Origin of the sequence: Serratia sp. PAMC26656, from assembly GCF_016469055.2 — a bacterium.
GTDB lineage: Bacteria > Pseudomonadota > Gammaproteobacteria > Enterobacterales > Enterobacteriaceae > Serratia > Serratia plymuthica.
In genome coordinates, this window is the sequence record NZ_CP150486.1 from 3,815,533 (window position 1) to 3,841,047 (window position 25,515).

18 protein-coding genes are annotated in these 25,515 nt (G+C 56.5%); 8 read left to right on the top strand and 10 right to left on the bottom strand.

What is annotated here, in order from left to right; genetic code table 11:
- Window positions 1-10 precede the first annotated feature (10 nt).
- Window positions 11-2,713 (top strand): phosphotransferase RcsD, encoded by a 2,703-nt coding sequence (rcsD, locus tag JEM67_RS19030; protein WP_199636226.1) that lies wholly within the window; start codon window positions 11-13, stop codon window positions 2,711-2,713.
- Entirely contained in the window at window positions 2,706-3,356 is a 651-nt protein-coding gene (gene rcsB, locus JEM67_RS19035) for a response regulator transcription factor RcsB (protein WP_004947156.1), read from the top strand. The genes rcsD and rcsB overlap by 8 nt, the downstream gene beginning before the upstream one ends.
- Window positions 3,357-3,409: 53 nt before the next feature.
- On the opposite strand, the gene rcsC is transcribed toward rcsB, so the two are convergent.
- Window positions 3,410-6,280, bottom strand: coding sequence for a two-component system sensor histidine kinase RcsC (gene rcsC, locus JEM67_RS19040; RefSeq protein WP_199636225.1), 2,871 nt, complete (start codon window positions 6,278-6,280; stop codon window positions 3,410-3,412).
- Window positions 6,281-6,450: 170 nt separating this feature from the next.
- The gene (gyrA, locus tag JEM67_RS19045; RefSeq protein ID WP_199636224.1) at window positions 6,451-9,111 is read right to left on the bottom strand and encodes a DNA topoisomerase (ATP-hydrolyzing) subunit A; all 2,661 of its coding nucleotides are present in this window, start codon (window positions 9,109-9,111) and stop codon (window positions 6,451-6,453) included.
- A 212-nt stretch (window positions 9,112-9,323) separates the two neighbouring features.
- On the opposite strand from gyrA, the gene ubiG reads away from it, so the two are divergent.
- From ubiG to yfaE, 4 genes are all read left to right on the top strand, one after another.
- Window positions 9,324-10,049, top strand: a complete 726-nt coding sequence (ubiG, locus tag JEM67_RS19050) for a bifunctional 2-polyprenyl-6-hydroxyphenol methylase/3-demethylubiquinol 3-O-methyltransferase UbiG (RefSeq protein WP_199636223.1) — start codon at window positions 9,324-9,326, stop codon at window positions 10,047-10,049.
- A gap of 429 nt (window positions 10,050-10,478) precedes the next feature.
- Complete coding sequence (gene nrdA / locus JEM67_RS19055; RefSeq protein ID WP_013813862.1) at window positions 10,479-12,767, top strand: class 1a ribonucleoside-diphosphate reductase subunit alpha; 2,289 nt, start codon at window positions 10,479-10,481, stop codon at window positions 12,765-12,767.
- A gap of 68 nt (window positions 12,768-12,835) precedes the next feature.
- On the top strand, window positions 12,836-13,966 hold the full coding sequence (gene nrdB / locus JEM67_RS19060) for a class Ia ribonucleoside-diphosphate reductase subunit beta (protein WP_199636222.1): 1,131 nt from the start codon (window positions 12,836-12,838) through the stop codon (window positions 13,964-13,966).
- A 3-nt stretch (window positions 13,967-13,969) separates the two neighbouring features.
- Window positions 13,970-14,230 carry a class I ribonucleotide reductase maintenance protein YfaE gene (gene yfaE, locus JEM67_RS19065; RefSeq protein ID WP_013813864.1) on the top strand — a complete coding sequence of 87 codons (261 nt, stop codon included), beginning with the start codon at window positions 13,970-13,972 and terminating at the stop codon, window positions 14,228-14,230.
- A 59-nt stretch (window positions 14,231-14,289) separates the two neighbouring features.
- On the opposite strand, the gene JEM67_RS19070 is transcribed toward yfaE, so the two are convergent.
- Window positions 14,290-14,442: a Hok/Gef family protein gene (locus tag JEM67_RS19070; RefSeq protein WP_013813865.1), complete on the bottom strand. Its 153-nt coding sequence runs from the start codon at window positions 14,440-14,442 to the stop codon at window positions 14,290-14,292.
- A gap of 227 nt (window positions 14,443-14,669) precedes the next feature.
- Entirely contained in the window at window positions 14,670-15,866 is a 1,197-nt protein-coding gene (locus JEM67_RS19075; protein ID WP_199636221.1) for a nicotinamide mononucleotide deamidase-related protein YfaY, read from the bottom strand.
- A 242-nt stretch (window positions 15,867-16,108) separates the two neighbouring features.
- Here JEM67_RS19075 and tyrP point away from each other — a divergent pair, with 242 nt between their 5' ends.
- A complete protein-coding gene (tyrP, locus tag JEM67_RS19080; protein ID WP_199636220.1) occupies window positions 16,109-17,317 on the top strand; it encodes a tyrosine transporter TyrP in 1,209 nt (402 codons plus the stop codon).
- Between the two features lie 49 nt (window positions 17,318-17,366).
- Here the strand turns inward: tyrP and JEM67_RS19085 are convergent, their stop codons facing one another.
- On the bottom strand, window positions 17,367-17,909 hold the full coding sequence (locus JEM67_RS19085) for a YfaZ family outer membrane protein (RefSeq protein WP_199636347.1): 543 nt from the start codon (window positions 17,907-17,909) through the stop codon (window positions 17,367-17,369).
- 336 nt (window positions 17,910-18,245) lie between these two features.
- Between JEM67_RS19085 and katA the strand changes: the two genes are divergently transcribed.
- The gene (gene katA, locus JEM67_RS19090) at window positions 18,246-19,682 is read left to right on the top strand and encodes a catalase KatA (RefSeq protein WP_199636219.1); all 1,437 of its coding nucleotides are present in this window, start codon (window positions 18,246-18,248) and stop codon (window positions 19,680-19,682) included.
- Window positions 19,683-19,723: 41 nt separating this feature from the next.
- Here the strand turns inward: katA and menE are convergent, their stop codons facing one another.
- From menE to menD, 5 genes are read right to left on the bottom strand one after another with little or no spacing between them, the layout of a single operon-like run.
- Window positions 19,724-21,109: an o-succinylbenzoate--CoA ligase gene (gene menE, locus JEM67_RS19095; protein WP_199636218.1), complete on the bottom strand. Its 1,386-nt coding sequence runs from the start codon at window positions 21,107-21,109 to the stop codon at window positions 19,724-19,726.
- Window positions 21,097-22,080: an o-succinylbenzoate synthase gene (gene menC, locus JEM67_RS19100; RefSeq protein ID WP_199636217.1), complete on the bottom strand. Its 984-nt coding sequence runs from the start codon at window positions 22,078-22,080 to the stop codon at window positions 21,097-21,099. Before menC ends, menE begins: the two co-directional genes overlap by 13 nt.
- Window positions 22,080-22,937 carry a 1,4-dihydroxy-2-naphthoyl-CoA synthase gene (gene menB, locus JEM67_RS19105; RefSeq protein WP_013813872.1) on the bottom strand — a complete coding sequence of 286 codons (858 nt, stop codon included), beginning with the start codon at window positions 22,935-22,937 and terminating at the stop codon, window positions 22,080-22,082. The genes menC and menB overlap by 1 nt, the downstream gene beginning before the upstream one ends.
- Before the next feature lie 10 nt (window positions 22,938-22,947).
- Window positions 22,948-23,718 (bottom strand): 2-succinyl-6-hydroxy-2,4-cyclohexadiene-1-carboxylate synthase, encoded by a 771-nt coding sequence (menH, locus tag JEM67_RS19110; RefSeq protein WP_199636216.1) that lies wholly within the window; start codon window positions 23,716-23,718, stop codon window positions 22,948-22,950.
- Window positions 23,715-25,388, bottom strand: a complete 1,674-nt coding sequence (gene menD / locus JEM67_RS19115) for a 2-succinyl-5-enolpyruvyl-6-hydroxy-3-cyclohexene-1-carboxylic-acid synthase (RefSeq protein WP_199636215.1) — start codon at window positions 25,386-25,388, stop codon at window positions 23,715-23,717. Before menD ends, menH begins: the two co-directional genes overlap by 4 nt.
- Between the last annotated feature and the right edge of the window lie 127 nt (window positions 25,389-25,515).

The following is a 25,515-nucleotide window of genomic DNA, read 5'->3' on the forward strand; positions in this document are numbered from 1 at the left end:
GCAGTCAACTATGCAAAACAAACAACTGACGATTAGCTCAAGCACTATTACCCGCAGCTTCCTGTTATTTACCGTCCTGCTGACGATGGCCATCGGCCTGTATGGCTACAACTATACCAACGCCTGGCTGGCGGAAAAAAAGTACGCGCTGAATAGCATCGCCAACGGCCTGCAAAAACGCATAGACAACTATCGCTATATCACCTACCAGATCTACGATAAGTTCGGCACGGCCTCTTCTTTAAGTACCGATCCCAGCTTGCAGGAAACCCGGCTACGCCCGGACGTCTATTATGTAGAGAAACCGCACAAAAAAACCGATGCGGTGATTTTTGGCAGCCACGACGACAGCACGCTGGCCATGATCGCCAGAATTTCGGATTACCTGGATACCCGTTGGGGCGCCACATCTGAAAACTATGCCATGTATTATCTTAATGGCCAGGATAACAGCCTGAGCCTGATCACCACTCAACCGCTGAAAGAGCTGGCCTCACGCTTCAGAGAAAGCTACCTGACGTCGTCGGCGGAGGATCGTCGGGCAGAAATGCTGCAACAGGCCAACATGCTCGACGAACGGGAAAGTTTCTCCAGCTTGCGCAAGCAGCGCTTCCAAAACGCCTACTCATTTTCAATACGCACCACCTTTAATCAGCCGGGGCACCTGGCTACGGTCATTGCTTTCGATCTGCCGATTAACGACATCATTCCGATTAATATGGCGCGTTCCAACTTTATGCTGCAGCCCGATGATACCGATTTGGATGACAGTACTCTTCCGGTGGAAACAACCACCAACGCCAGCGTATCGTTCAGCGCCAGTTGGGTGGAGTTCAGCGCTCCGCTGCCGAATGCGCCGCTGAAAGTGGTTTACCGCGTCTCTGCCCTGAACCTGGCGATTGATCTGCTGCGTAACAACCTGTGGTTGGTCGCCATCAATCTGCTGTTGCTGGTACTGTCGATGATCGGCATTTACTCTATTCGTCGTCAGTACATCCGGCCGGGCGAAAGCATGGCGGTTGAACTCGAGGCCGAACGCGCGCTGAATCAGGAAATCATTGCCAGCCTGCCTTCCGGCCTGCTGGTGTACAGCTTCGCCAGCAATACGGTGATCGCCAGCAATAAAATTGCCCAACATCTGCTGCCCCACCTCAGCCTGCAAAAAATCGCCCATATGGCCGAACAACATCACGGCGTCATTCAGGCAACGGTCAACAATGAGGTGTACGAAATTCGCATCTTCCGCAGTCAGCTATCACCGGAAACCTACCTGTTCCTGCTCAACGATCAGGACAAGGAAGTGATGGTGAATAAAAGGCTGCAGCAGGCCCGACGCGAATATGATAAAAATGTGCAGGCGCGTAAACTGATGCTGCATAACCTGGGTATCGAACTGAACCAACCGGTGCGCCAAATGCACGATCTGGCCGATCGCCTGCGCACCCAGCCGGATGAGGAACAGCAACAGACGCTGCTGAACCAATTGGTCGAGGAATCGGCATCGGTGTTGGGGTTGATCGAGAACATCACCTTGCTTACCCGCCTGGAAACCCAGGACTGGCAGCCTTCACGCCAGCCTTTCAACCCTGCCGCTCTGATAGATGAGCTGCTGCTGGAAGCCTTGCCGGCCATCAATCAAAAAGGTCTGTCGTTGTTCAACCATGTCAATCTTGACGTCGAACAGCACTATATCGGTGACGCCAACGCGCTGCGCAAAGTGATCTCACTGCTGGTCCATTACGCCATCATCACTACCGCTTGCGGCAAGATTTCGCTGGTGATCGACCATGAGCCGGAACACCAGGATCGTCTGGTATTCCATATCAATGACACAGGTTCGGGCATTTCCAACGAAGAAATCAGCAACCTGAACTATCCGTTCCTCAGCCAAACGTTGGTGGATCGCTTTAATCATGGATCTGGCCTCACCTTCTTCCTGTGCAACCAGCTGTGCAAAAAGCTCAACGGGCAGTTGGACATCCGCAGCAAGGTAGACATCGGTACTCGCTATACCATCCGCGTGCCGATGGAAATGGAGAAAAAGGACACCGAAGCGCAGGAGAAACTGCTCGACGGCGTGACTGCGCTGCTGGACATCACGTCTGAAGAGGTCCGCGGCATCGTCACCACCTTGCTGCACGCTTATGGCGCGAGCTGTATCATTGCCGACGACCGCCAGGTTAATCGCGACTACGACGTGCTGCTGACCGATAATCCGCAAAGGGCCGACGACTATACCCTGCTACTGGCCAGCGATGAGGCCGGGTGGCAACAGCTTGAAAAGCGTTATATTCGGGTAAACTATAACCTGAGTGGCGCAATGATAGACGCCGTGCTGATGCTGATCGAACAGCAAATGGCCGCGCTGGAACAGGAAGAAATCGCGCTATCGCTGACTGCCGATGACATCCAACTCTATGAAAAACAATTGAAATCAAGTGATTACTATGGACTATTCGTTGATACAGTACCCGATGATGTCAAAAAACTGTATACTGAGGCGGGCAGCAGTGATTTCAATGCTCTGTCACAGACAGCACACCGCCTGAAAGGCGTGTTTGCCATGTTAAATCTGCTTCCCGGCAAGCAACTGTGTGAATCGTTAGAACAGCACATCGCAGACGGTGATGCGCTCAAGATCGAGAATAACATCAGTCAGATTGATTTTTTCGTCAGTAGACTGCTGCAGCAAGGTAGCCAACAACATGAATAACCTGAACGTAATTATTGCTGATGACCATCCTATCGTACTGTTTGGCATCCGGAAGTCACTTGAGCAAATTGAATGGGTGAATGTCGTTGGGGAGTTTGAAGACTCGACAGCGCTGATCAACAATCTGTCCAAACTGGACGCTAACGTACTGATCACCGACCTTTCGATGCCGGGTGATAAATATGGCGACGGCATCACGCTGATCAAATACATCAAACGCCATTATCCGCAATTGTCGATCATCGTTCTGACCATGAACAACAACCCGGCAATTTTAAGCGCCGTGTTGGATCTGGATATCGAAGGCATCGTGTTGAAACAGGGTGCGCCAACCGACCTGCCGAAAGCGCTGGCCGCGTTGCAAAAAGGCAAAAAATTCACGCCGGAAAGCGTCTCTAAACTGCTGGAGAGAATCAGCGCCAGCGGCTACGGTGATAAACGTCTGTCACCGAAAGAGAGCGAAGTCTTGCGCCTGTTCGCCGAAGGTTTCCTGGTGACCGAGATCGCCAAGAAACTCAACCGCAGCATCAAAACCATCAGCAGCCAGAAGAAATCGGCCATGATGAAGCTGGGTGTCGAGAACGATATCGCGCTGCTCAACTACCTCTCTTCCGTCAGCATGGCGCCGCTGGATAAAGAGTAAAACCTTCGCGGTTAACCGAGGGCGCGGCATTGTATGCCGCGCCCTTTTGCTTTCTAGGCATCCCCCGACTCGGCGCGCATGCGACGCACCTGCTGGCTGTAGTACGCCAATGTCTGTTCCAGGGTTTCCAGCGTGACCGGTTTCGACAGGCAGTTATCCATTCCCGCCTCCATACAGCGCTGTTTCTCCTCCGCCAGGGCATTCGCCGTCACACCAATTACCGGAGAGGTAAAGTGCTGCTGGCGCAAGCGCTGGGTCAGATGATAGCCGTCCATATTTGGCATGTTGACGTCAGTCAGCACGATATCGACGGTATTGCGATTCAACACGTCGAGTGCATCGAGCCCATCGTTGGCGGTAACCACCTGATAGCCCAGCGAGCCGAGCTGGTCGGAAAGCAACCGACGGTTAATTGGATGATCATCCACCACCAACAGATGAATATCGCCGTTGTCCGCCGTGCTGGCTTTGACCGGTAACGGCAATTGCATCAGAGTGCTGCCGCTTTCAGTGCTGGTGCCAAACAACCGATTGAGCAACGCCAAGGTTTCGCGCGGCGTCGAGGTGCTATGCATCCAGTAACCCGGCCGGGTTTCCTGCGACGGGCCAATGTGCTCAATGGAAAACTGGATCTGCGCCAGCAGCGGCGTATTGACCATCAGTGGATAGTCGCTGAGCATAACCTCTCCTGCGGTGGTGTCCTGCCCCTGATGGCGCAGCACCGTAGCGCCATAACCGCCAAGGATCTCCATCAGATAGCTTTCCAGCCGCTGATTGCGAATGCTCAGCCACAAGGTTTTACCTTGCCAGGTATCACTGGCCTGCGGGATCGGGAACTGAGCGTTAAACAGCGGAATACGGATGGTAAACAGGCTTCCCAGCCCCGGCTCTGATTCAACGGCGATATCGCCATCCATCATATTGATCAGTTTTTCACAAATCGCCAACCCCAACCCGGTCCCCTGGAAATGGCGCTGCACACCGCTGCCTACCTGGAAGAAGGGGTCAAACAAACGGGTAATCTCTTTTTCCGGAATACCGACGCCGGTATCACGAACGCTGAACTCCAGATAACTGCTGCGCGTGCAGACTTGCAGGATGATGCAACCGGTGTCGGTAAACTTAATCGCGTTGTTTAACAGGTTGGACAAAACCTGCTGCAACCGCACGGGATCGCCGGAAATACGCTCCGGCACGTTTTGTTCGATAAAACAGTACAACCCCAGCCGCTTCTTCACCACCAGCGGCAAATAGTTGCCTGCGATGTGGGTGATCACCTCCAGGCAGGAAAACTCGCGCGGCTCAATCTTCAACTGCTCGGATTCAATTTTGGAGAAATCCAGAATGTCGCTGATGATCTTTAACAGCAGCCCGGACGAGTTGTTCATCGCATTGACCAGACGGTCAACGCCCTGCGGCAACGCCTTGGTTTGCAATAGATCGAGGTTACCGATAATGCCGTATAACGGGGTTCGCAGTTCGTGACTGACGGTCGCGAGGAACATCGACTTGGACTGACTGGCCTGTTCCGCCGCCGCCGCCATCTCCTGCAGCGACTCCTCCATTTTTACGCGAGCGCTGACGTCTACCAGCACGCAGATCGCCACATCCTCGTTACGGTAGCGGGAGTGAACGAAGCTGATTTGCAGGTTATTGTTATTGCTGGTCATCACATCGACAAAATTCACCTGCTGTTCGCAGATAATGCGCGTAATGCGGTCACGGTCTTCTTGGGTCAGCAAATTGATGTAGTTATGCGCCAACTCATTGCTCAGAATATTGGTGCCGTCGCTGATGCGCAGAATCAGGATGCCCACAGGCGCCGAGGCGACGATCTTGCGGTTGAACTGTTCATGTTCTTCCAGCCTGAAGGCGTTATTCTCCGCCGGCAGGAACATTTTACGTTCAAACAGCCAGGCCAGGGTGAACAACACAATGGCCGACAGCAGGTTCAGCAGCAACGCATTGAGGATCAGCATCTTGAAACGCTCGACCACACTCTTTACCGGCAAGGCATAAACAATGCTGAGCGACGAAGGCTGGAGCACCTTCTTCATAATCAGATGGCGGTAATTATCATCATAACCAAAATAGGTGTGTGCATCCGGATAGCTATCGAGCGTCGCGGCAGCGCGTTCCCCTTCCGCCAGACGCAATATCGGTTCGTTATTCTCATCCAACAGGGTCACGCCGATCGGCAGATTACCCGCCGTGACAAAATCTTCCAGGCGTATGGTCTGTTCAATGCCCAGCAGCGCCTCCAGCTTGTTGCCAATATAAATTGGCGTCAGCACATACAGATAGCCGACATCCGGCCGCTGTTGGCTTGGGCTGATCCAGTACAGGTTATTGTCTTTATCCTGATTTTTGGCGTTGCGGTATTTAAGGATGCGCTCGTGCAGCGATTTCAACACGTTCTCGCGGTTAGGCACGACATTGCCGCCACCGAACTCCGCCATGCACAGGCTGTCGCCACCGATGAAAAAAACCCGGTTGAGATCGTAGGCCGCAACGAAATTCTCTTTCCAATACTGGATCAGCCCACTCAGCGAATTGAGCGAACTGCGGTAAGTGGTGTTAAGCGAACAGTTGGATTCCGGATACAACGGAAGAAACTCCGGCGTACTGTTCTTGCCGGGGAATATCCCACTGAACATATCCAGACTGCTGACAGAGCCGTTAAGGCGATTTTCCGCCATATATTTGATATCGCGAATAATATCGGCGGAATGACGGATATAACTCTGCGCCTGATCGAAATCCAGGCTGTATTCTTGCCGGATGTCAGTCTCTTTGTCGTTCAGGATATTCAGGATATAGAAGGTTGTGAGCAGCGCGCCCAGCGACCACAGCATAATCGCCAACACCCGGAACAAATAACGGGATATTTTTAACGTGGTGCGAAAAGAAGCTAAATATTTCAATCGGATACCATGAAAAATTGAGTGGCGGCCAGCGCATTCGCCTCAGAGTCGGGATCGCTGATTTTGGCACGGCAATTAAACCATAGAACTGAAAAAGGGCCTAGCATCGCTGCCAGGCCCTGTTTGCATCTGTACGATCCGGGGTCAGCATCACGCCGCCCCCTTACCGCTTAGGCGTTGTCATCTTCCGCATCATCTGTGGCTTCAGAATCATCGTCAGCGTCGTCCAGCGGTGCAGCGTCTTCTTCCGCTTCTTCCGCTTCTTCCGCGCCCGGCTCGAGGCTGTCCAACTCTTCGTCTTCCACCGGCTCGGCAACGCGCTGCAGACCGACGACGTTCTCGTCTTCCGCAGTACGGATCAGCGTAACACCCTGGGTATTACGGCCGACCACGCTGACTTCCGACACGCGAGTACGTACCAGCGTACCGGCATCGGTGATCATCATGATCTGATCGGTAGTTTCCACCTGCACCGCGCCGACAACCTGACCATTACGCTCGCTCACCTTGATGGAGATAACCCCTTGGGTAGCGCGCGACTTGGTCGGGTATTCGGTGACTGCGGTACGTTTACCGTAGCCATTCTGGGTTACGGTCAGGATGTCGCCTTCACCGCGCGGGACGATCAGGGAAATAACGCCATCGCCTTCACCCAGGTTGATACCGCGAACGCCGGTGGCGGTACGGCCCATCGAACGCACCTGCGTTTCCGGGAAGCGCACCACTTTACCATTGGCGGAGAACAGCATGACTTCGTTGCTGCCATCGGTCAGGTCAACACCAATCAGCTCATCACCCTCATTGAGGTTGACGGCGATGATGCCGGCGCTGCGCGGACGGCTGAACTCGGTCAAAGCGGTTTTCTTCACGGTGCCGCTGGCGGTTGCCATAAACACGTGACGCCCTTCTTCATACTCGCGCACCGGCAGAATGGCGGTGATACGCTCATTGGCTTCCAGCGGCAGCAGGTTGACGATTGGGCGACCGCGTGCGCCACGGCTGGCTTCAGGCAGTTGATACACCTTCATCCAGTACAGGCGGCCACGGCTGGAGAAGCACAGGATCGTATCGTGGGTGTTGGCCACCAGCAGACGATCGATAAAGTCTTCTTCTTTAATACGTGCGGCTGACTTACCTTTACCGCCGCGGCGTTGCGCTTCATAGTCGCTCAGCGGCTGATATTTCACATAGCCCTGGTGCGACAGCGTAACGACCACGTCTTCCTGGTTGATCAGGTCTTCGATATTGATATCTGACGTGTTGGCGGTGATCTCGGTGCGGCGGCCGTCGTTGTACAGCTCTTTGACCGCCACCAGTTCTTCGCGGATCACTTCCATCAGACGATCGGGGTTTTCCAGAATAAAGATCAGCTCAGCGATGAAAGTCAGCAGCTCTTTATACTCGTCCAGCAGCTTTTCATGCTCCAGGCCGGTCAGTTTCTGCAGACGCAAATCCAGAATCGCCTGAGCCTGTTGCTCGGTCAGGTAGTATTTGCCGTCACGGATGCCGAACTCCGGCTCCAGCCACTCAGGGCGGGCCGCGTCGTCACCGGCACGTTCCAGCATCGCGCCCACATTGCCCAGATCCCAGGCTTGAGCAACCAACCCGGCTTTAGCTTCCGCAGGGGTCGGCGCACGACGGATCAGTTCAATGATCGGATCGATGTTTGCCAGCGCGATGGCCAACGCTTCCAGAATATGGGCGCGGTCGCGGGCTTTACGCAGTTCGAAGATGGTACGGCGGGTCACCACTTCACGGCGATGGCGGACAAACGCCTGCAGAATGTCTTTCAGGTTCAGCAGTTTTGGCTGACCCTGATGCAATGCCACCATGTTGATGCCGAAGGTGACCTGCAGCTGAGTCAGCGAATACAGATTGTTCAGTACCACTTCGCCAACCGCGTCGCGCTTGATTTCAACCACGATGCGCATACCGTCTTTGTCGGACTCGTCACGCAGCGCGCTGATACCTTCCACGCGTTTTTCTTTTACCAGCTCGGCGATCTTCTCGATCAGACGCGCTTTGTTCACCTGGTACGGAATTTCGTGAACAATAATGGTTTCGCGGCCGGTTTTGGCGTCGGTTTCTACTTCGGCACGAGCGCGCAGGTAGATTTTACCGCGCCCGGTACGGTAGGCCTCTTCGATGCCACGGCGACCGTTGATGATCGCCGCCGTCGGGAAGTCCGGCCCCGGGATGTGTTCCATCAGGCCTTCGATGCTGATGTTTTCATCATCGATGTAAGCCAGGCAGCCGTTGATAACCTCAGACAGGTTATGCGGCGGAATGTTGGTGGCCATCCCCACTGCAATGCCCGACGAGCCGTTAACCAGCAGGTTCGGGATCTTGGTTGGCATGACGGCCGGGATCTGCTCGGTGCCATCATAGTTAGGCACGAAGTCGACGGTTTCCTTTTCCAGATCCGCCAGCAATTCGTGAGCAATTTTGGACATGCGTACTTCGGTATAACGCATCGCCGCGGCGGAGTCGCCATCGACGGAACCGAAGTTACCCTGACCGTCCACCAGCATATAGCGCAGTGAAAACGGCTGAGCCATACGCACGATGGTGTCGTATACCGCACTGTCACCGTGTGGGTGGTATTTACCGATCACGTCCCCGACGACACGGGCCGATTTCTTGTATGGTTTATTCCAGTCGTTACCCAATACACTCATCGCGAACAGAACGCGGCGGTGCACCGGCTTCAGTCCATCACGAACATCTGGCAGCGCACGTCCGACAATGACGGACATCGCGTAATCCAGATACGAGTTTTTTAACTCGTCTTCGATGTTTACCGGTGTGATTTCTCTGGCAAGGTCGCTCATGGAGCTGCTATCCCTCTACTAATGATTCATCTGCCCGCTGCCATAGTGGCAAAGGTGTAAAACTATATCACAAAGCACGCTTTACGGGAAAATAACCGCCGCTGTTTCGCTGAAATTGTGCATATATGTGCGGTAAAAATGTATCGGCGCAGACGGGGCTGCGCCGATACATGTATAATCCGCGCAACGAGAACAAGGAGCCAAACACGCCCATGAATGCAGAATCATCCAACCAAACGCAAAACGTTGACCATCAGGAAATCGCCAAGTTCGAGGCAGTGGCCTCACGCTGGTGGGATTTGGAAGGTGAATTCAAACCCTTGCACCGTATCAACCCGCTGCGGTTGAATTATATCCTGCAGCGTGCCGGCGGCATTTTTGGCAAAACGGTGCTCGACGTGGGTTGCGGTGGTGGCATTTTGGCAGAAAGCATGGCGCTCGAAGGCGCGCAAGTGACCGGGCTGGACATGGGCGCAGAGCCGCTGCAAGTGGCCCGTCTGCACGCGCTGGAAAGCGGCGTGAATGTTAGTTATGTGCAAGAAACGGTGGAGAGCCACGCGCAGGCCAACCCGCAAGGGTATGACGTGGTGACCTGCATGGAAATGCTGGAACACGTTCCCGATCCGGCCTCGGTGGTACGCGCCTGCGCTCACCTGGTGAAACCGGGCGGCCACGTGTTCTTTTCCACCATTAACCGCAACACCAAAGCCTGGTTGATGGCGGTGATCGGGGCAGAATATATTCTGAAGATGGTACCGCAGGGTACCCATGATCATAAGAAGTTCATCCGCCCTTCTGAGCTGCTCGGCTGGGTCGACGGCACGCCGCTGCGCGAAAAACACATGATTGGCCTGCATTACAATCCTGTCACTGACCATTTCAAGCTTGGCCGCAACGTTGATGTGAACTATATGGTACATACTCAGCACGAAGGGTAAGTATCCCAGCCCGCACCGGGGCTGGCTCCGCCGGATCCGGTGCGCATATCAATCAGTATAAATGCCCTATTTTCACGATTTCGATCAAAATCGCCGTTGTAAACAGTTTTTAAGAATATTAAATCAGATCAATATCACGTTTTTTTCTAACGTTTAATAAAGCGGCAAACGATCACGTTTTTGTGAATCTAAGGAAATTCTTATCACGCTTATTGACAAGCTCGTCGCGCCAGTCACAGCGCGCACTCACGGCCGGAAGCCAAATTTCACCCCCAAGTTATCCACAAAATAGGCCGGTTTTGTTCACTTGCAAACGCCCTATTTTCTCACTATCTTGTTACCTCACCGACATACAACCCCTATATGTAGTGTTTACATACTGAGCAGAGCGACTACACTTCTGCTTGGGGGAATCATACGGACAACCACATGAACCAAAGTCTGCTTGTAACTAAACGCGATGGCCGTAAAGAGCGCATCAACCTCGACAAAATCCACCGGGTCATCGACTGGGCCGCAGAAGGTTTAAATAACGTCTCGGTATCTCAAGTAGAGTTGCGTTCCCATATTCAGTTTTATGACGGCATCAAAACCGCCGATATTCATGAAACCATTATCAAAGCTGCAGCCGACCTGATTTCGCGCGACGCGCCGGACTATCAGTACCTGGCGGCACGCCTGGCCATCTTCCACCTGCGCAAGAAAGCTTACGGCCAGTTCGAGCCGCCAAAGCTGCTCGCTCACGTGACGCGCATGGTAGAAATGGGCAAGTACGATAAGCATCTGCTGGAAGACTACAGCTCTGAAGAGTTCGAGCAGATGGACTCCTTTATCGATCACTGGCGTGACATGAATTTCTCCTACGCGGCAGTCAAACAGCTGGAAGGGAAGTATCTGGTGCAGAACCGCGTCAGCGGCGAGATCTACGAGAGCGCCCAGTTCCTGTATATCCTGGTCGCCGCGTGCCTGTTCTCCAACTATCCGCGCGAAACCCGTCTGGACTACGTTAAACGTTTCTACGACGCGATCTCCACCTTCAAGATTTCGCTGCCTACGCCAATCATGTCCGGCGTACGCACCCCAACCCGCCAGTTCAGCTCTTGCGTGCTGATCGAGTGCGGCGACAGCCTGGATTCCATCAACGCCACCTCCAGCGCCATTGTGAAATACGTTTCGCAACGTGCCGGTATCGGCATCAATGCCGGCCGCATCCGTGCGCTGGGCAGCCCGATCCGGGGTGGCGAAGCTTTCCATACCGGCTGTATCCCGTTCTACAAACACTTCCAGACCGCGGTAAAATCCTGTTCTCAGGGCGGCGTGCGTGGCGGTGCCGCCACCTTGTTCTACCCAATGTGGCATCTGGAAGTGGAAAGCCTGCTGGTGCTGAAGAACAACCGTGGCGTTGAAGGCAACCGCGTGCGTCACATGGACTACGGCGTGCAGTTGAACCGCCTGATGTACCAGCGTCTTATCAAGGGCGAAGATATCACCCTGTTCAGCCCGTCTGACGTGCCGGGCCTGTATGACGCCTTCTTCGCCAATCAGGACGAATTCGAACGTCTGTACACCCAGTACGAAAAAGACGACAGCATTCGCCAGAAACGCGTGAAAGCGGTCGAACTGTTCTCACTGATGATGCAAGAGCGCGCTTCTACCGGCCGTATCTACATCCAGAACGTTGACCACTGCAACACCCACAGCCCGTTTGACCCGCAGATCGCACCAGTACGCCAGTCCAACCTGTGCCTGGAAATCGCCCTGCCGACCAAACCGCTGGATGACGTGAACGACGAAAACGGCGAAATCGCGCTGTGTACGCTGTCCGCCTTCAATCTGGGTGCCATCGAAAGTCTGGACGATCTCGAAGAGCTGGCTACCCTGGCGGTGCGCGCGCTTGACGCCCTGCTGGACTACCAGGACTACCCGATCAAAGCCGCTTACCGTGGTGCCATGGGCCGCCGTACTCTGGGCATCGGCGTGATCAACTATGCCTACTATCTGGCGAAGAACGGTGTGCGCTACTCCGACGGCAGCGCCAACAGCCTGACCCATAAAACCTTCGAAGCCATCCAGTATTACCTGCTGAAGGCGTCGAACCGTCTTGCTCAGGAACAGGGCGCCTGCCCGTGGTTCAATGAAACCACCTATTCTCAGGGCATCTTGCCGATCGACACCTACAAGAAAGATCTGGATGTGATCTGTGACGAACCGCTGCATTACGACTGGGAAACCCTGCGTAAAGAGATCAAGGAAACCGGTCTGCGCAACTCCACCCTGTCTGCGCTGATGCCTTCGGAAACCTCGTCGCAGATTTCCAACGCCACCAACGGCATCGAGCCGCCGCGCGGCCACATCAGCATCAAAGCGTCGAAAGACGGCATTTTGCGCCAGGTGGTTCCGGAGTATGAGCGTCTGAAAAACGAGTACGAGCTGCTGTGGGAAATGCCGAACAACGACGGTTACCTGCAACTGGTCGGTCTGATGCAGAAGTTTATCGACCAGTCGATCTCTGCCAACACCAACTATGACCCAAGCCGTTTCCCGGCCGGTAAGGTGCCAATGAAGCAGCTGTTGAAAGACCTGCTCACCACCTACAAGTTTGGCGTCAAGACGCTGTACTATCAGAACACCCGTGACGGTGCGGACGATGTGCAGGAAGATTTGTTGCCGGCCAAGGGCGGCGATGACGACTGCGAAAGCGGCGCCTGCAAGATCTAATGTTTGACACAGCGGGCCGGAACTCTTCCGGCCCCTTCATTTAGCCACGTTACGATGGATTCAGGCTTATGGCTTACACCACATTTTCTCAGAAAAAAAACAACCAGTTGCTGGAGCCGATGTTCTTCGGCCAGTCGGTTAACGTCGCGCGTTTCGATCAGCAAAAACATGAAATCTTCGAAAAACTGATTGAGAAGCAGCTGTCTTTCTTCTGGCGTCCGGAAGAAGTTGACGTATCCCGCGACCGTATCGACTATCAGGCGCTGCCGGAACATGAAAAACACATTTTCATCAGCAACCTGAAGTATCAAACGCTGCTGGATTCCATCCAGGGCCGTAGCCCGAACGTGGCCCTGCTGCCGCTGATCTCAATCCCGGAGCTGGAAACCTGGGTGGAAACCTGGTCATTCTCCGAGACCATCCACTCGCGTTCTTATACTCACATCATTCGTAACATCGTCAACGATCCTGCACTGGTGTTCGATGACATCGTTACCAACGAAGAGATCCTCAAGCGCGCGAAAGACATTTCCGGCTATTACGACGATCTGATCGAGATGGCTGGTTACTATCACCTGTTGGGTGAAGGCACCCATCAGGTCAACGGCAAAACGGTCACCGTTAACCTGCGGGCGCTGAAAAAGCAGCTGTACATCTGCCTGATGAGCGTGAACGCGCTGGAAGCCATCCGCTTCTACGTCAGCTTCGCCTGTTCGTTCGCCTTTGCGGAACGCGAGCTGATGGAAGGCAACGCCAAAATCATCAAGCTGATCGCCCGTGACGAAGCGCTGCACCTGACCGGCACCCAGCACATACTGAATCTGATGCGTTCCGGCGCCGATGACCCTGAGATGGCGGAAATCGCCGTTGAGTGTCAGCAGCAGTGCTACGACCTGTTCGTGCTGGCGGCCCAACAGGAAAAAGAGTGGGCGGAATACCTGTTCCGCGACGGCTCGATGATCGGCCTGAACAAAGACATTCTGTGCCAGTATGTGGAATACATCACCAACATCCGCATGCAGGCGGTTGGCCTTGGCCTGCCGTTCGCAACCCGCTCTAACCCGATCCCGTGGATCAACGCCTGGCTAGTGTCCGACAACGTTCAGGTTGCGCCGCAGGAAGTGGAAGTCAGCTCTTATCTGGTTGGTCAGATCGACTCGGAAGTGCATGCCGACGACCTGAGCGACTTCGAACTGTAAGCGATGGCATCACCTCTCATAACACTGCGTGCCGCTGGCACGCAGTTATCCTGCCCGAAAAGTGAAAGCTGCCTGCTCGACGTACTGGAACTGCACGACGTGCAGGTAGAATACCAATGCCGATCCGGCTATTGCGGCGCCTGCCGCCTGAAATTGGTAAAAGGCGAAGTGACCTATCACCAACAGCCGCTGGCGTTTATCAATGACGGCGAGATCCTGCCCTGCTGCTGCATGCCACTGACCGATATCGAGCTGGAAATTTGACGTTGGGTGCCTGAAACCGCGCCTGGTCACCAGAAGGCGGGGTTTCCCCCGCCCGATGATTACCGCTTCACCTCACAAGCTAACCTGATCAAAATCGTGATATTTTCCTGGTAGATGGCCAACTCACACAGTGAGTCTCTTATCATCCAGATAAATAACAAAATAGTAATACATACAACAGTTAACGAGTGAAACACATGCTTTAACCGCATGCTTGCCTCCTTGCTGTGAAGGGGCTACCATAACGGTGTCTAGGCGTTAGGGCAGCCCCATTCTGATTGAGAGTCAGTTTGGGGCTTTCACTTATCCGCCTTGCCACACAATGCTCAAGACGAACAGTCTCAAGCACCCGCAGCGATTGTAACAGCCTGTCCCAACCAAGATAACCCCTTATAATATTATGATTAATAAGGGATATATCATTAAATCTAACGATTCCTTACTCGATAATCTCCACGATCTCCAGCCAGCCATTTTTGCCGCACGCCTGTTCGCCGTTCAGCCAGCGCCGCAGCATGTCGAGCGCCAGCATCGCCACCGATTCCTGCCGCAGGCGCAAGCCATGGCGTGCCGCCCGGTAGCGTACCGTTTGGCCGATCCCCCCCTTCGGCGTGTGCAATGCAACGCTCACCCGATCGTCACTCATCGCACTGACCGCCAGCGCCAATTGCGCCCCTGCCAGCTCTGCCAACGAACGGGCACGGGCCAACGTGGTTTCCAGCGTTTCCACACAGTGCGACGGCAACAGCTCGCCGCCGGCCAGCGGTGCGCCTTCGCTCTGCAATTGCAGATTGATCAACCCGGCGCTGAACTGTTCGCTCAGCGCCAGCTTCAACCCTTGCTGGGTTAACCGCTGCGCCAGCGTCGCTGGCAAGCCTACCGTGCCTTCAAAAATGGTGTTTTCACCCGCCACCTGGCGCACTCGTTCCCACGCCTGTTCCATCGCTGCGCGCTGGATCTCCGGGCCGGTCAATTTCAGTTCAATGATTGGGCTGGAAGAGCGGTAGCCGAGCACCACTTCCGGCGGCAGCGGCATGCCGTCCAGCTCGGCGGCCAGATCGCTCTCCGAGGTGCCAAAGGTGGTTAAACGCAGGCACAGCGGCGGCGCCGGCAGGGGAAAACGTTGGCGCAGGCGCGGAACGATCTGCTGCTCGACCATCACTTTGAATTCAGAAGGTACGCCGGGAGTGAAAAACATCGTGCACTTGTTCAGCTTGAGCGCAAAACCACAGGCGGTGCCAACCGGGTTATCGAGCATTTCGGCGTTGGCCGGGATCTGCGCCTGTTTGCGATTTGAAGCCGCCATCGGCCGGCCGAGCTCGGCAAAATAAGCCTCGATGCGCGCCATCCATTCAGCATGCTCAACCAGCTCGACACCGCAGGCGGTAGCCGCCGCCAGCGCGCTGAGATCGTCGCTGGTCGGCCCCAGCCCGCCGTTAACGATCAGAACATCAGCGATATGGCTGCGTTCCTGCAGCGTTTCGATCAGAGAGGAGAGACTGTCCCCCACCGTTTCACGGCCGCTCATCGGCATGCCCTGCTGGAACAGATAATCTGCCAGCCAGGCGGCGTTGGTATCTATAATTTGCCCATGCAGCACCTCATCGCCGGTGCTGAGCATCTCCACCCTTAACATTGATCTCTCCCTTATTTTCCAGTCATTCCACTATAGAAGCCCGTAAATAAGTTTTCACTATGCATCACAGGTTAATTTCTGTTGAAGGCATTTTTGCGCTGCCGAGCGGCCCACACAGGTGTAAACATAAATTAACATCATCCGTAACGCCTGTTTGACACAAAATAGTCAATCAACTATCCTGCCGCACTCAGAATTAGTTATCTGTAATTTTCCCAAATCTTTGGCTGGTAGAGAAAAAAGTGAAGAATCGCACTCTGGGCAGTGTTTTTATCGTGGCAGGTACCACCATTGGTGCCGGGATGCTGGCGATGCCACTGGCGGCGGCCGGCGTAGGCTTCGGCGTCACGCTGGCCTTGCTGGTCGGGCTGTGGCTCTTGATGTGTTACACCGCGCTGTTGCTGGTGGAGGTTTATCAGCATGAACAGGCAGATACCGGTCTGGGTACCCTAGCGAAACGTTATCTCGGCGGTGGCGGCCAATGGCTGACCAGCTTCAGCATGATGTTCCTGATGTATGCGCTGACCGCCGCCTATATCAGCGGTGCAGGTGAACTGCTGGCAGCCAGCATCAGCCAATGGACCTCACAAGATTTCCCCACCACGCTCGGCGTATTGCTGTTTACCCTGGTGGCTGGCGGCGTGGTTTGCATCGGCACTCATTCGGTCGATCTGTTTAACCGCATTTTGTTTACCGCCAAAGTGGTGTTTCTAATCGCCATGCTGGGTCTGATGCTGCCGAATATTCACCGTACCAATCTGATGACATTGCCGCTGGAACAGGGGCTGGCGCTGTCGGCCATCCCGGTCATCTTCACCTCATTTGGCTTCCACGGCAGCGTGCCCAGCATCGTTAACTATATGGGCGGCAACATCCGCAAGCTGCGCTGGGTGTTCATCATCGGCAGCGCCATTCCACTGGTGGCCTATATCTTCTGGCAGTTGGCCACGCTCGGCGCCATCAGTTCTACCACCTTCGTCGGCATTCTGGCGCAACAAGCCGGGCTAAACGGCCTGTTGCAGGCGGTACGCGACGTGGTGGCGTCACCGCACGTAGAGTTGGCGGTGCATCTGTTTGCCGATCTGGCACTGGCTACGTCCTTCCTTGGCGTGGCGCTCGGGCTGTTCGATTTCCTGGCCGATTTGTGCAAGCGTCAGAACAACGTGCGCGGCCGTCTGCAAACCGGGGCCATCACTTTCCTGCCGCCGCTGGCGTTCGCTCTGTTCTATCCACGCGGTTTTGTACTGGCGCTGGGGTTTGCCGCCATTGCGTTGGCGGTGCTGGCACTGCTGTTGCCGTCAATGCTGGTGTGGAAGGCGCGTCAACGGCATCAGGCACAATACCGCGTATGGGGCGGCACGCCGGCGCTGGCGCTGGTGTTTGTCTGCGGGGTTACGGTGATTGCCATTCAACTGGGTATCGCCAGTGGTCTACTGCCGGCTGTGGGGTAACAGCGGACTTTTATTGAAACAAGGGGGCTGCGGCCCCCTTTTTGCTGCGTTAGAAACTCAGACCAACGCCGACGTACGGGCCATCGGCAAGCGTGTTGTCACGACGCCCGTCCTTCCCTTCCATCTGTATGTAGCGGTAACCCACATCTACGCTGAGCGGGCGGAAAATATTCCAACGCAGGCCACCGCTGGCTTCGTTATAGGCTTTCACACCGCTGGTCAGCGACTCCGGTGCGAAATAACCTTCGCCGTGCAGGCTAAAGTAACGGCTGATAGCCCAGTCCAGGCCGCCGCCCAACGCCAAAGCACCACCGCTATCGCCGTCTTTCGGGCTCAGATACAGCGCCTTGCCGCCCACCGTAGCGGTCAAAGGACCCAGCGGCAGACCGAAATTCAGCCCCAGGCTACCGACGTTGCCGTCATGATCGCTGCGCGACCAGTTGCCCGTTAACCCCAATCCGGTGCTACCGGTGTCTTGGCCGAAGCCGAGGTTGGTATAATGCTGCCCGGCTTCGCCCGACAGGCCGATAGCGCTCGCCGTACCGGTCACAAACAGCATACCGGCTGCGCACGCGACCAAAGTTTTCATCATCATTTTTCCCTCTCGCTTTTTATCCGTTCAGAATGGCATGAGCCAACCCGTAATAATACGTTCACGAGTCTATACCAAAGCACAACGAGTCTTTAAGGGATAAGGGCGAAAAAAAACCTTCGGATATCAGATAATTGTAAAGTTTTGCAAGTGAAAGGCGAATTCAGGCTGACGACGCCAACGATAACTCAGACCTATTTGCCGCCATCGCCTAATAGAACTACAAATAGTATTGGCATTAATCAACGTCAGGAGAGAACCCCCGGCAGAACTACCATGATGAACGCTTAAGCCACCCGAGTCTTAACGCAATGGCAATACGATAAGGAGCAAGTGATGAGCAAGAAAGGATTGACCACCGCAGCCGGCGCCCCGGTTGTCGATAACAATAATGTGATCACCGCAGGAAAACGCGGGCCGATGCTGCTGCAGGACGTCTGGTTCCTGGAAAAACTGGCCCATTTCGACCGCGAAGTGATCCCCGAGCGCCGCATGCACGCCAAAGGCTCCGGCGCCTACGGCACTTTCACCGTCACCCATGATATTACCCAATACACCCGCGCAAAAATCTTCGCTGAAATCGGCAAGCAAACTGACATGTTCATCCGCTTCTCCACCGTAGCCGGTGAACGCGGCGCAGCGGACGCCGAACGCGACATTCGCGGTTTTGCCATGAAGTTTTACACCGATGAAGGCAACTGGGATCTGGTAGGCAACGACACGCCGGTATTCTATCTGCGCGATCCGCTGAAGTTCCCCGATCTTAACCACGTAGTAAAACGCGATCCGCACACCAACCTGCGCAATCCGGTGTACAAATGGGATTTCTTCTCCCATCTGCCGGAATCTTTGCACCAATTGACCATCGATTTCAGCGATCGCGGTATCCCGAAATCCTATCGCCACATGCATGGTTTCGGCAGCCACACCTTCAGCTTTATCAATGCCAATAACGAGCGTTTCTGGGTGAAATTCCACTTCCGCTGCGAACAGGGCATTGAAAACCTGATGGATGAGGAAGCGGAAGCGATCATCGCCAAAGATCGTGAAAGCTCGCAGCGCGACCTGTTCGACGCAATCAAGCGCGGTGATTTCCCACGATGGAAGCTGCAAATTCAAATCATGCCTGAACATGAAGCCTCGCAGACACCCTACAACCCGTTTGATCTGACCAAGGTATGGCCGCATGGCGACTACCCACTGATCGACGTCGGCTTCTTCGAACTGAACCGCAACCCGGACAACTATTTCTCAGAAGTTGAACAGGTGGCGATGAACCCGGCCAACGTGGTGCCGGGCGTCAGCTTCTCGCCGGACAAAATGCTGCAGGGCCGCCTGTTCTCTTACGGGGATGCGCACCGTTACCGCCTGGGTGTTAACCATCACCAAATCCCGGTTAACGCCGCCAAATGCCCGTTCCACAACTATCACCGCGACGGCGCGATGCGCGTGGACGGCAACAGCGGCAACGGGGCGACCTACGAACCGAACAGCTTCGGCCTGTTCCAGGAACAACCGGACTTCAGCGAACCGCCGTTGAGCATCGAAGGCGCGGCCGATCACTGGAATCACCGCGAGGATAAGGATTATTTCAGCCAGCCGCGCGCACTGTTTAACCTGCTGAGTGCCGAAGAACACCAGCGCATGTTCACCCGTATCGCCGGTGAGCTGTCGCAGGTGCCGGAACAAATCCAGCGGCATCAGGTCGATCTGTTTACCCAGGTGCACCCGGACTACGGCGCCGGCGTCGCCAGGGCGCTGGGGCTGAAATAATCGGCCCTGTTTACCGCCACGGCCGCCTTCGGGCGGCTTTTTCATGCCGTTGAAAGTTGCTCCGCCAGCCATTGCTGAAGCAGACGGCGCGAAATCTTGATACCGCCGGCTTTCAGTTCGTCGGGTAAAGCGAATAGCGCCGTCGGGCGTTGGAAGTTGGCCAGCTTGCCCTGTGACCACGTCAGCAATTCATCCAGCGAGAGGACGCCTTTACTGTCGATCACCGCCACCGGCCGCTGGCCAAATTCAGCATCTTCCACCGGCACCACAAACACCTGCGTAATCTGCGGATGAGCCGTCAGCACGCGCTCAATATCCTCCGGTTGCACACCTTCCCCCCCGCTGAAAAACAGGTTGTCCAGCCGCCCGATAATACGCAGCTCGCCCTGCGCCATCTCGCCGCGATCGCGGGTATGAAACCAACCTTGCTCATCGGCCAGCGGCTGCAAAGCGCCGCAATGCCAGTACCCCAACGCCAGGCTCTGCGCGCGGATCCACACTTCCTCATCCACCAGCCGAATTTCACGGCCGGCCAACGGTAACCCGACGCCCGGCCGCGTATCGGCGCGCTTGGCGCACACCGTAGAAGCCAGTTCGGTCAGACCATAGCCGCACCAGCAGCGAATACCCGCCGCCTCTGCCTGTTCGGTCAGCGAAACCGGGATCATCGCGCCGCCCAGCAGCACCTCTTTCAGCGACAGATCGTCCAGCGGCTGCGCCAACAGCCGCCACAGTTGCGTCGGCACCAGCGAGGCATGGGTACAGCCCGCCAACGCATCGGCCAATGGAAACATATCACGCACCACCAACGTGGCACCGGCAGCCAGCCAGCGCCAGAGAATACCCTGGCCGGATACGTGAAACAGCGGCAGGGAAAGCAACCAACGATCCTGTGGCTGAAAATCCATCAGCCTCAGCACCCCTTCTGCGCTGGCTAAATGCCCGGCGCAGTTATGCGCTGCGGCCTTTGGCATGCCGCTGGAGCCGGAGGTCAGCGTCAGCGTCGCCAGCCGCTGCGGATCCCAAGCGGGTAAAGTCAGCCTACGCGGTTCGGTAGAGGGCGGGGTCAACGGAATAAGGGCGGCCGGCAACGCCGGCAAGGGATCCGGACTGAAGACAAACGCCATATCCAGTTCAGGCAACAGCGTTTCCAACAGAGAAACAGGCAATGCCGGATTCAACGGCAACAGCCGCGCACCGCACTGCAGCAGCGCCAGATAGGCCAACAGCAGCGGATAGCTGTTCTTGCCGCACAGCGCGACCCCGCAACCGGGTTCGACGCCCTGATGCTGAAAATTGGCTGCCAGCTCATCGACCTGGCGTTGCAGCACCTGCCAGTTAATCGGTTGTCGCCCGACAATGACTGCCGTCGCCTGAGGTTGCCGCTGCGCCCAATGCCGCCACGGCCAGTCGTTCAACTGCGCCATAGGCATTCCATCGTTTGCAGATCCCGCAACGGCAGGCGGCTGCCCGGCCAACACCGCAGCAACTGCGCCTGCATCAAATCGAGCGTATCCAGCCCGGGGACGGTAGCCGGCGTCAGCCAGTGCGCGATGCGCGCCAGCTGGGTCAGCCCCAGACTGGATTCGAGGCTGGAACTGATCACCGCCGTCAGCCCTGCCGCATGGGCCTGCTCTACCAGAGCCCGGCAGCGGCTCAGGCTGCCGACCAGCGTGGGCTTGACCACTATCGCCGCCACGCCCGGTTCGGCCTGCACCACAAAATCCGCCTCGCGCACGCTTTCGTCCCAGGCGATGGCTATGCCGGTCGCCAACGCGAAATCCCGCGATTCATCACGGGTTTTGCAGGGTTCTTCGAGAAAAGCGATGCGATCGCGCAGCGCCGGGTTGACGTATTTGGCGAAACCCTCGGCTTTGGCACGGGTCCAGCTGCGGTTGGCATCCAGCCGTAGGCGCAAATCCGGCAGCGCTTCCAGCAGCACGTTAACGATCATGCCGTCACGCACCGCCTCATACAGCCCAACCTTCACCTTGGCGAGCTTCTCGCCCGGCAGCGCGCTCAATACCTCGAACAGCTCATCGGGATCGCCGGTGCAGAGCGGTGCTTTGCGGTAATCGGCCTGCTGCGGCAGGCGCTGTTCCAGCTCGGCCAGCGCGCAGCTGGTGCCGAACGCCACCGAAGGCAGCGGGCTGTCTGCCGGCAACTGCCCCACCTGCCAACCTTGCAGCCAGGCCAACACAGCCTGTTCGGCTTCGGCCAGCGTTTCCTGGCTGAACTCCGGCAGCGGCGCAATCTCGCCCCAACCTTCCTGTTCGCCCTGCTGCAGATGAATCAGCAGGCCATCACGGGTTTTCAGCCGCTGGTTGCGCAGCACCACTCCCGCCTCCATCGGCAGGCAGTAACGGTAAACCGCGGCGTTGCGGATCGGCGCGTTCATTACGGGTTACGCTTGAATTTGCTGAAGTCCGGCTGGCGCTTTTCGTTAAACGCGTTACGCCCTTCCTGGCCTTCGTCGGTCATGTAGAACAGCATGGTGGCGTTGCCCGCCAACTCTTGCAGGCCGGCCTGACCGTCGCAGTCGGCATTCAGTGCCGCTTTCAGGCAGCGCAGCGCCATCGGGCTGTTCTGCAACATTTCACGGCACCAGCGCACGGTTTCTTTTTCCAGGTCCGCCAGCGGCACTACGGTGTTGACCAGGCCCATGTCCAGCGCGGCGGCAGCGTCATACTGGCGACACAGGAACCAGATCTCGCGCGCTTTCTTCTGGCCGACGATGCGCGCCATATAAGAAGCGCCCCAGCCGCCGTCGAACGAACCGACTTTCGGGCCGGTCTGGCCAAAGATGGCGTTGTCCGCCGCAATGGTCAGATCGCACATCATGTGCAGCACGTGGCCGCCGCCGATCGAATAACCGGCCACCATCGCCACCACCGGTTTCGGGCAGGTGCGGATCTGGCGCTGGAAGTCGAGTACGTTCAGGTGATGCACGCCGCTGTCGTCCTGATAGCCGCCGTAGTCGCCGCGCACTTTCTGATCGCCGCCGGAGCAGAAGGCTTTGTCGCCGGCGCCGGTGAGGATAATAGTGCCGATACCGTCGTCATAGCGGGCATTGGCCAGCGCTTCCATCATCTCTTTCACCGTATGCGGGCGGAACGCGTTGCGCACCTGCGGGCGGTTGATGGTGATTTTGGCGATGCCGTCGGCGGATTTGTGATACAGAATGTCCTCGAAATCACCGGAGCAATCCTGCCAGTCGATGGCGGCATACAGTAGTTCTTCATTCGGATAAAGCATGTTCGGTTCCTTAACCAGGGTTAACGAGAAAGGCCTGCAGCTCGGCGACGAAATCCTGCGGGTTAGCCAGATGCGCATTGTGCCCGGCCTGCGGCACGGTGCGTAACGGCAACCCGGCGTCGCGCGCCAGCCGTTGAAATTTGGGGTCATTCTCACCGCACAGCACCATCAGCGGCACGGTCAATTGCTGCAATTGCGGCACCAGATAAGGCTGTTGGCCGAGCGAGGTGGCTTGCAGCATGTCGGCCACCGCCGGGCCACTGTTGTCGGATCGCGCGGCAATCAACGCATCGCGATGCACCGCACTGAGTTCGGTAAATACCGGCTGCTGATACCAGTCCGCCAGCACCTCGGCAATCGGCTGGTGGCGGAATCGTTCCGCCCAGGCGGCATCCTGCGCACGGCGATGGCTGCGCAGCTCTTCGCTGTCCAGCCCCGGATTGCCGCCCTCGACAATCACTCCCAGCAAGCCGTCGGTTTGACCATGACAGGCGTGATACATGGCGATGCGCCCGCCCAGCGAATAGCCCACCAGCCAATAGCGTTCAATGTTATGCATCTGCAAAGTGGCGCTGATTTGCGCGCTGATATCGTCAAAACCGCGGCACGCCACGGCAACCGAATCGCCGTGGCCGGGCAGATCAATCGCCAGAGACGGCCATTCCGGACAGTGCGCGGCGATGACCCGCCACTCATTGTTATTACCCAGCAAGCCGTGCAGCCAAATCAGCCAAGGGCGGTCCGGTTCACCTCGTTGTAAAATACGTGTCGCCAGCATCATTGCACCGCCATTTGTTGCACCAGGAGCCGTAACGTCTCGGCACCGTCGCTCGGCGGCACCTGCAGCTCAATCAACGTAGCGCCACCCTGACGCCAGCCTTGTTCAACCGCCTGCCTCAGTTGCCCCCAGTTTTCCGGCCGCGCATAGTTCAGTTGGAACATCGCTGCGGCATGGCTGAAATCCACGTCCTGCGGCATGCAGTAGAAACGCTGGCGATCTTCTTCCGGCGTCGGTAACAGTGAAAAAATCTGGCCGCCGTTGTTATTCACCACAATCAGCACCGTGGGCGCAGAACACTGCCGCAGCAGCGCCAGCGCATTCAGGTCGTAGAGCGCGGAGAGATCCCCCACCACCGCCAGCGTCGGTTTGGCCGTAGCCCGTTGTACGCCTGCTGCGGTAGAGATCAGGCCATCGATGCCGCTGGCGCCGCGATTGCTGAAGACCGGATAACCGGCCGGCAATCGGGTCAAGGCGTCAATCAACCGCACGACCAGGCTATTGCCGAGGAACAGTTGACCATTTTCCGCCAGCAGCTCCGGCAGGCGGTGCGCCAGTTGCGCCTCGCCAAAGCGGTTCACCAGATAGCCGGAGACACTGTCCAGCGCCTGATCCGCCAGTTGCGACAGCTCTTGCGCCCAGGGGGAACGCGGCTGCGCCGGATGCAGTTCGAGCCATTGCGCCACGCCGGAGCGGATGCGGCGGCCACGGTGATGCGCCGGATCGAGCCTGCCCGGTAAATCATCGATCAACCAATATTCCTGCGGTCGGCATTGCTCCTGCCATTGCAACAGGCGTTTGCCGGTCAGGCTGCTGCCAAATTGCACCACCAGCTGCGCGTCTTGCAGGATGCGCTGCGCCTGAGGCTGAGCCAGCCATAAATCGGCGCAGGGCAGTGGCTGGCCGGTCTGGGACAGCACGTCGCCAATCAGTGGCCAGCCCAGCGTAGCGGCCCATTGCGCCAACTGCTCACCCTCTTGCGCGCTCATGCGCCCTGCCACCACCACGCCGCGCTTTTGCCGCCAGGAGAACCAATCCGGTTGTTTCAGCACCGCATGGGGATCCATTTCCCGCAGCCAGGGCTGGCTGCCTTGCCACCAGTCGCCGAGCGTCGCCGACCAGTCGGCGTAGTGTTGTTCATCGCCGCCGTACAGCGGTTCGGCAAACGGGCAGTTGATGTGCAAAGCGCCGTGCTGCAAGCGCGCCATGGCGCTGTCGACGGTGGATGCCAGCCAACTGGCGGAAATATCCGGCGTCGGACGCGGCAGTTCGATGCTCAGCGTCGGATGGCTGGAATAAAGGCCGGTTTGGCGGATCGCCTGATTGGCACCGCAGTTGATCAGCTCTGGCGGCCTGTCGGCGGTGAGAAACACCAGCCGTTCACCGGTCAGCCCGGCTTCAATCAGCGAGGGATAGAGATTGGCGGCGGCGGTGCCGGAAGTGACGATCACCGCCACCGGCTCTCGCGACGCCTTCGCCAGACCAAGCGCCAGATGGCCCAGCCCGCGTTCATCAAAATGGGTATGGCAGATAAAAGACCTGTTAGCCGCTGCGGCCAGCGTCAACGGCGTAGAGCGCGATCCCGGAGCGATACAAACATGCCGCACTCCGTGGCGGGCCAGCGCTTCCAACAACAACGCTGCCCATCGGCGATTAAAAACACTTGTCGACATAATTCGCTCACAAGTCGGTTAACAGAATCAGCCTTTAGCACCTGCCATTTAGCGGTGTGCCAAAAATTATGTTCTGTATTATATGAGTAGTTATCTCTACGACTTTTGCGCCAGCGCAAAAACGCCG

Coding starts and splice junctions, on each gene's coding strand:
- JEM67_RS19070 (WP_013813865.1), bottom strand. CDS start 14,442: ATGCGGTTAAAGCATGTGTTTCACTCGTTAACTGTTGTATGTATTACT.
- gyrA (WP_199636224.1), bottom strand. CDS start 9,111: ATGAGCGACCTTGCCAGAGAAATCACACCGGTAAACATCGAAGACGAG.
- nrdB (WP_199636222.1), top strand. CDS start 12,836: ATGGCTTACACCACATTTTCTCAGAAAAAAAACAACCAGTTGCTGGAG.
- menB (WP_013813872.1), bottom strand. CDS start 22,937: ATGCTTTATCCGAATGAAGAACTACTGTATGCCGCCATCGACTGGCAG.
- nrdA (WP_013813862.1), top strand. CDS start 10,479: ATGAACCAAAGTCTGCTTGTAACTAAACGCGATGGCCGTAAAGAGCGC.
- ubiG (WP_199636223.1), top strand. CDS start 9,324: ATGAATGCAGAATCATCCAACCAAACGCAAAACGTTGACCATCAGGAA.
- rcsB (WP_004947156.1), top strand. CDS start 2,706: ATGAATAACCTGAACGTAATTATTGCTGATGACCATCCTATCGTACTG.
- menE (WP_199636218.1), bottom strand. CDS start 21,109: ATGGCGCAGTTGAACGACTGGCCGTGGCGGCATTGGGCGCAGCGGCAA.
- rcsD (WP_199636226.1), top strand. CDS start 11: ATGCAAAACAAACAACTGACGATTAGCTCAAGCACTATTACCCGCAGC.
- menC (WP_199636217.1), bottom strand. CDS start 22,080: ATGAACGCGCCGATCCGCAACGCCGCGGTTTACCGTTACTGCCTGCCG.
- menH (WP_199636216.1), bottom strand. CDS start 23,718: ATGATGCTGGCGACACGTATTTTACAACGAGGTGAACCGGACCGCCCT.
- menD (WP_199636215.1), bottom strand. CDS start 25,388: ATGTCGACAAGTGTTTTTAATCGCCGATGGGCAGCGTTGTTGTTGGAA.
- JEM67_RS19085 (WP_199636347.1), bottom strand. CDS start 17,909: ATGATGAAAACTTTGGTCGCGTGCGCAGCCGGTATGCTGTTTGTGACC.
- katA (WP_199636219.1), top strand. CDS start 18,246: ATGAGCAAGAAAGGATTGACCACCGCAGCCGGCGCCCCGGTTGTCGAT.
- JEM67_RS19075 (WP_199636221.1), bottom strand. CDS start 15,866: ATGTTAAGGGTGGAGATGCTCAGCACCGGCGATGAGGTGCTGCATGGG.
- yfaE (WP_013813864.1), top strand. CDS start 13,970: ATGGCATCACCTCTCATAACACTGCGTGCCGCTGGCACGCAGTTATCC.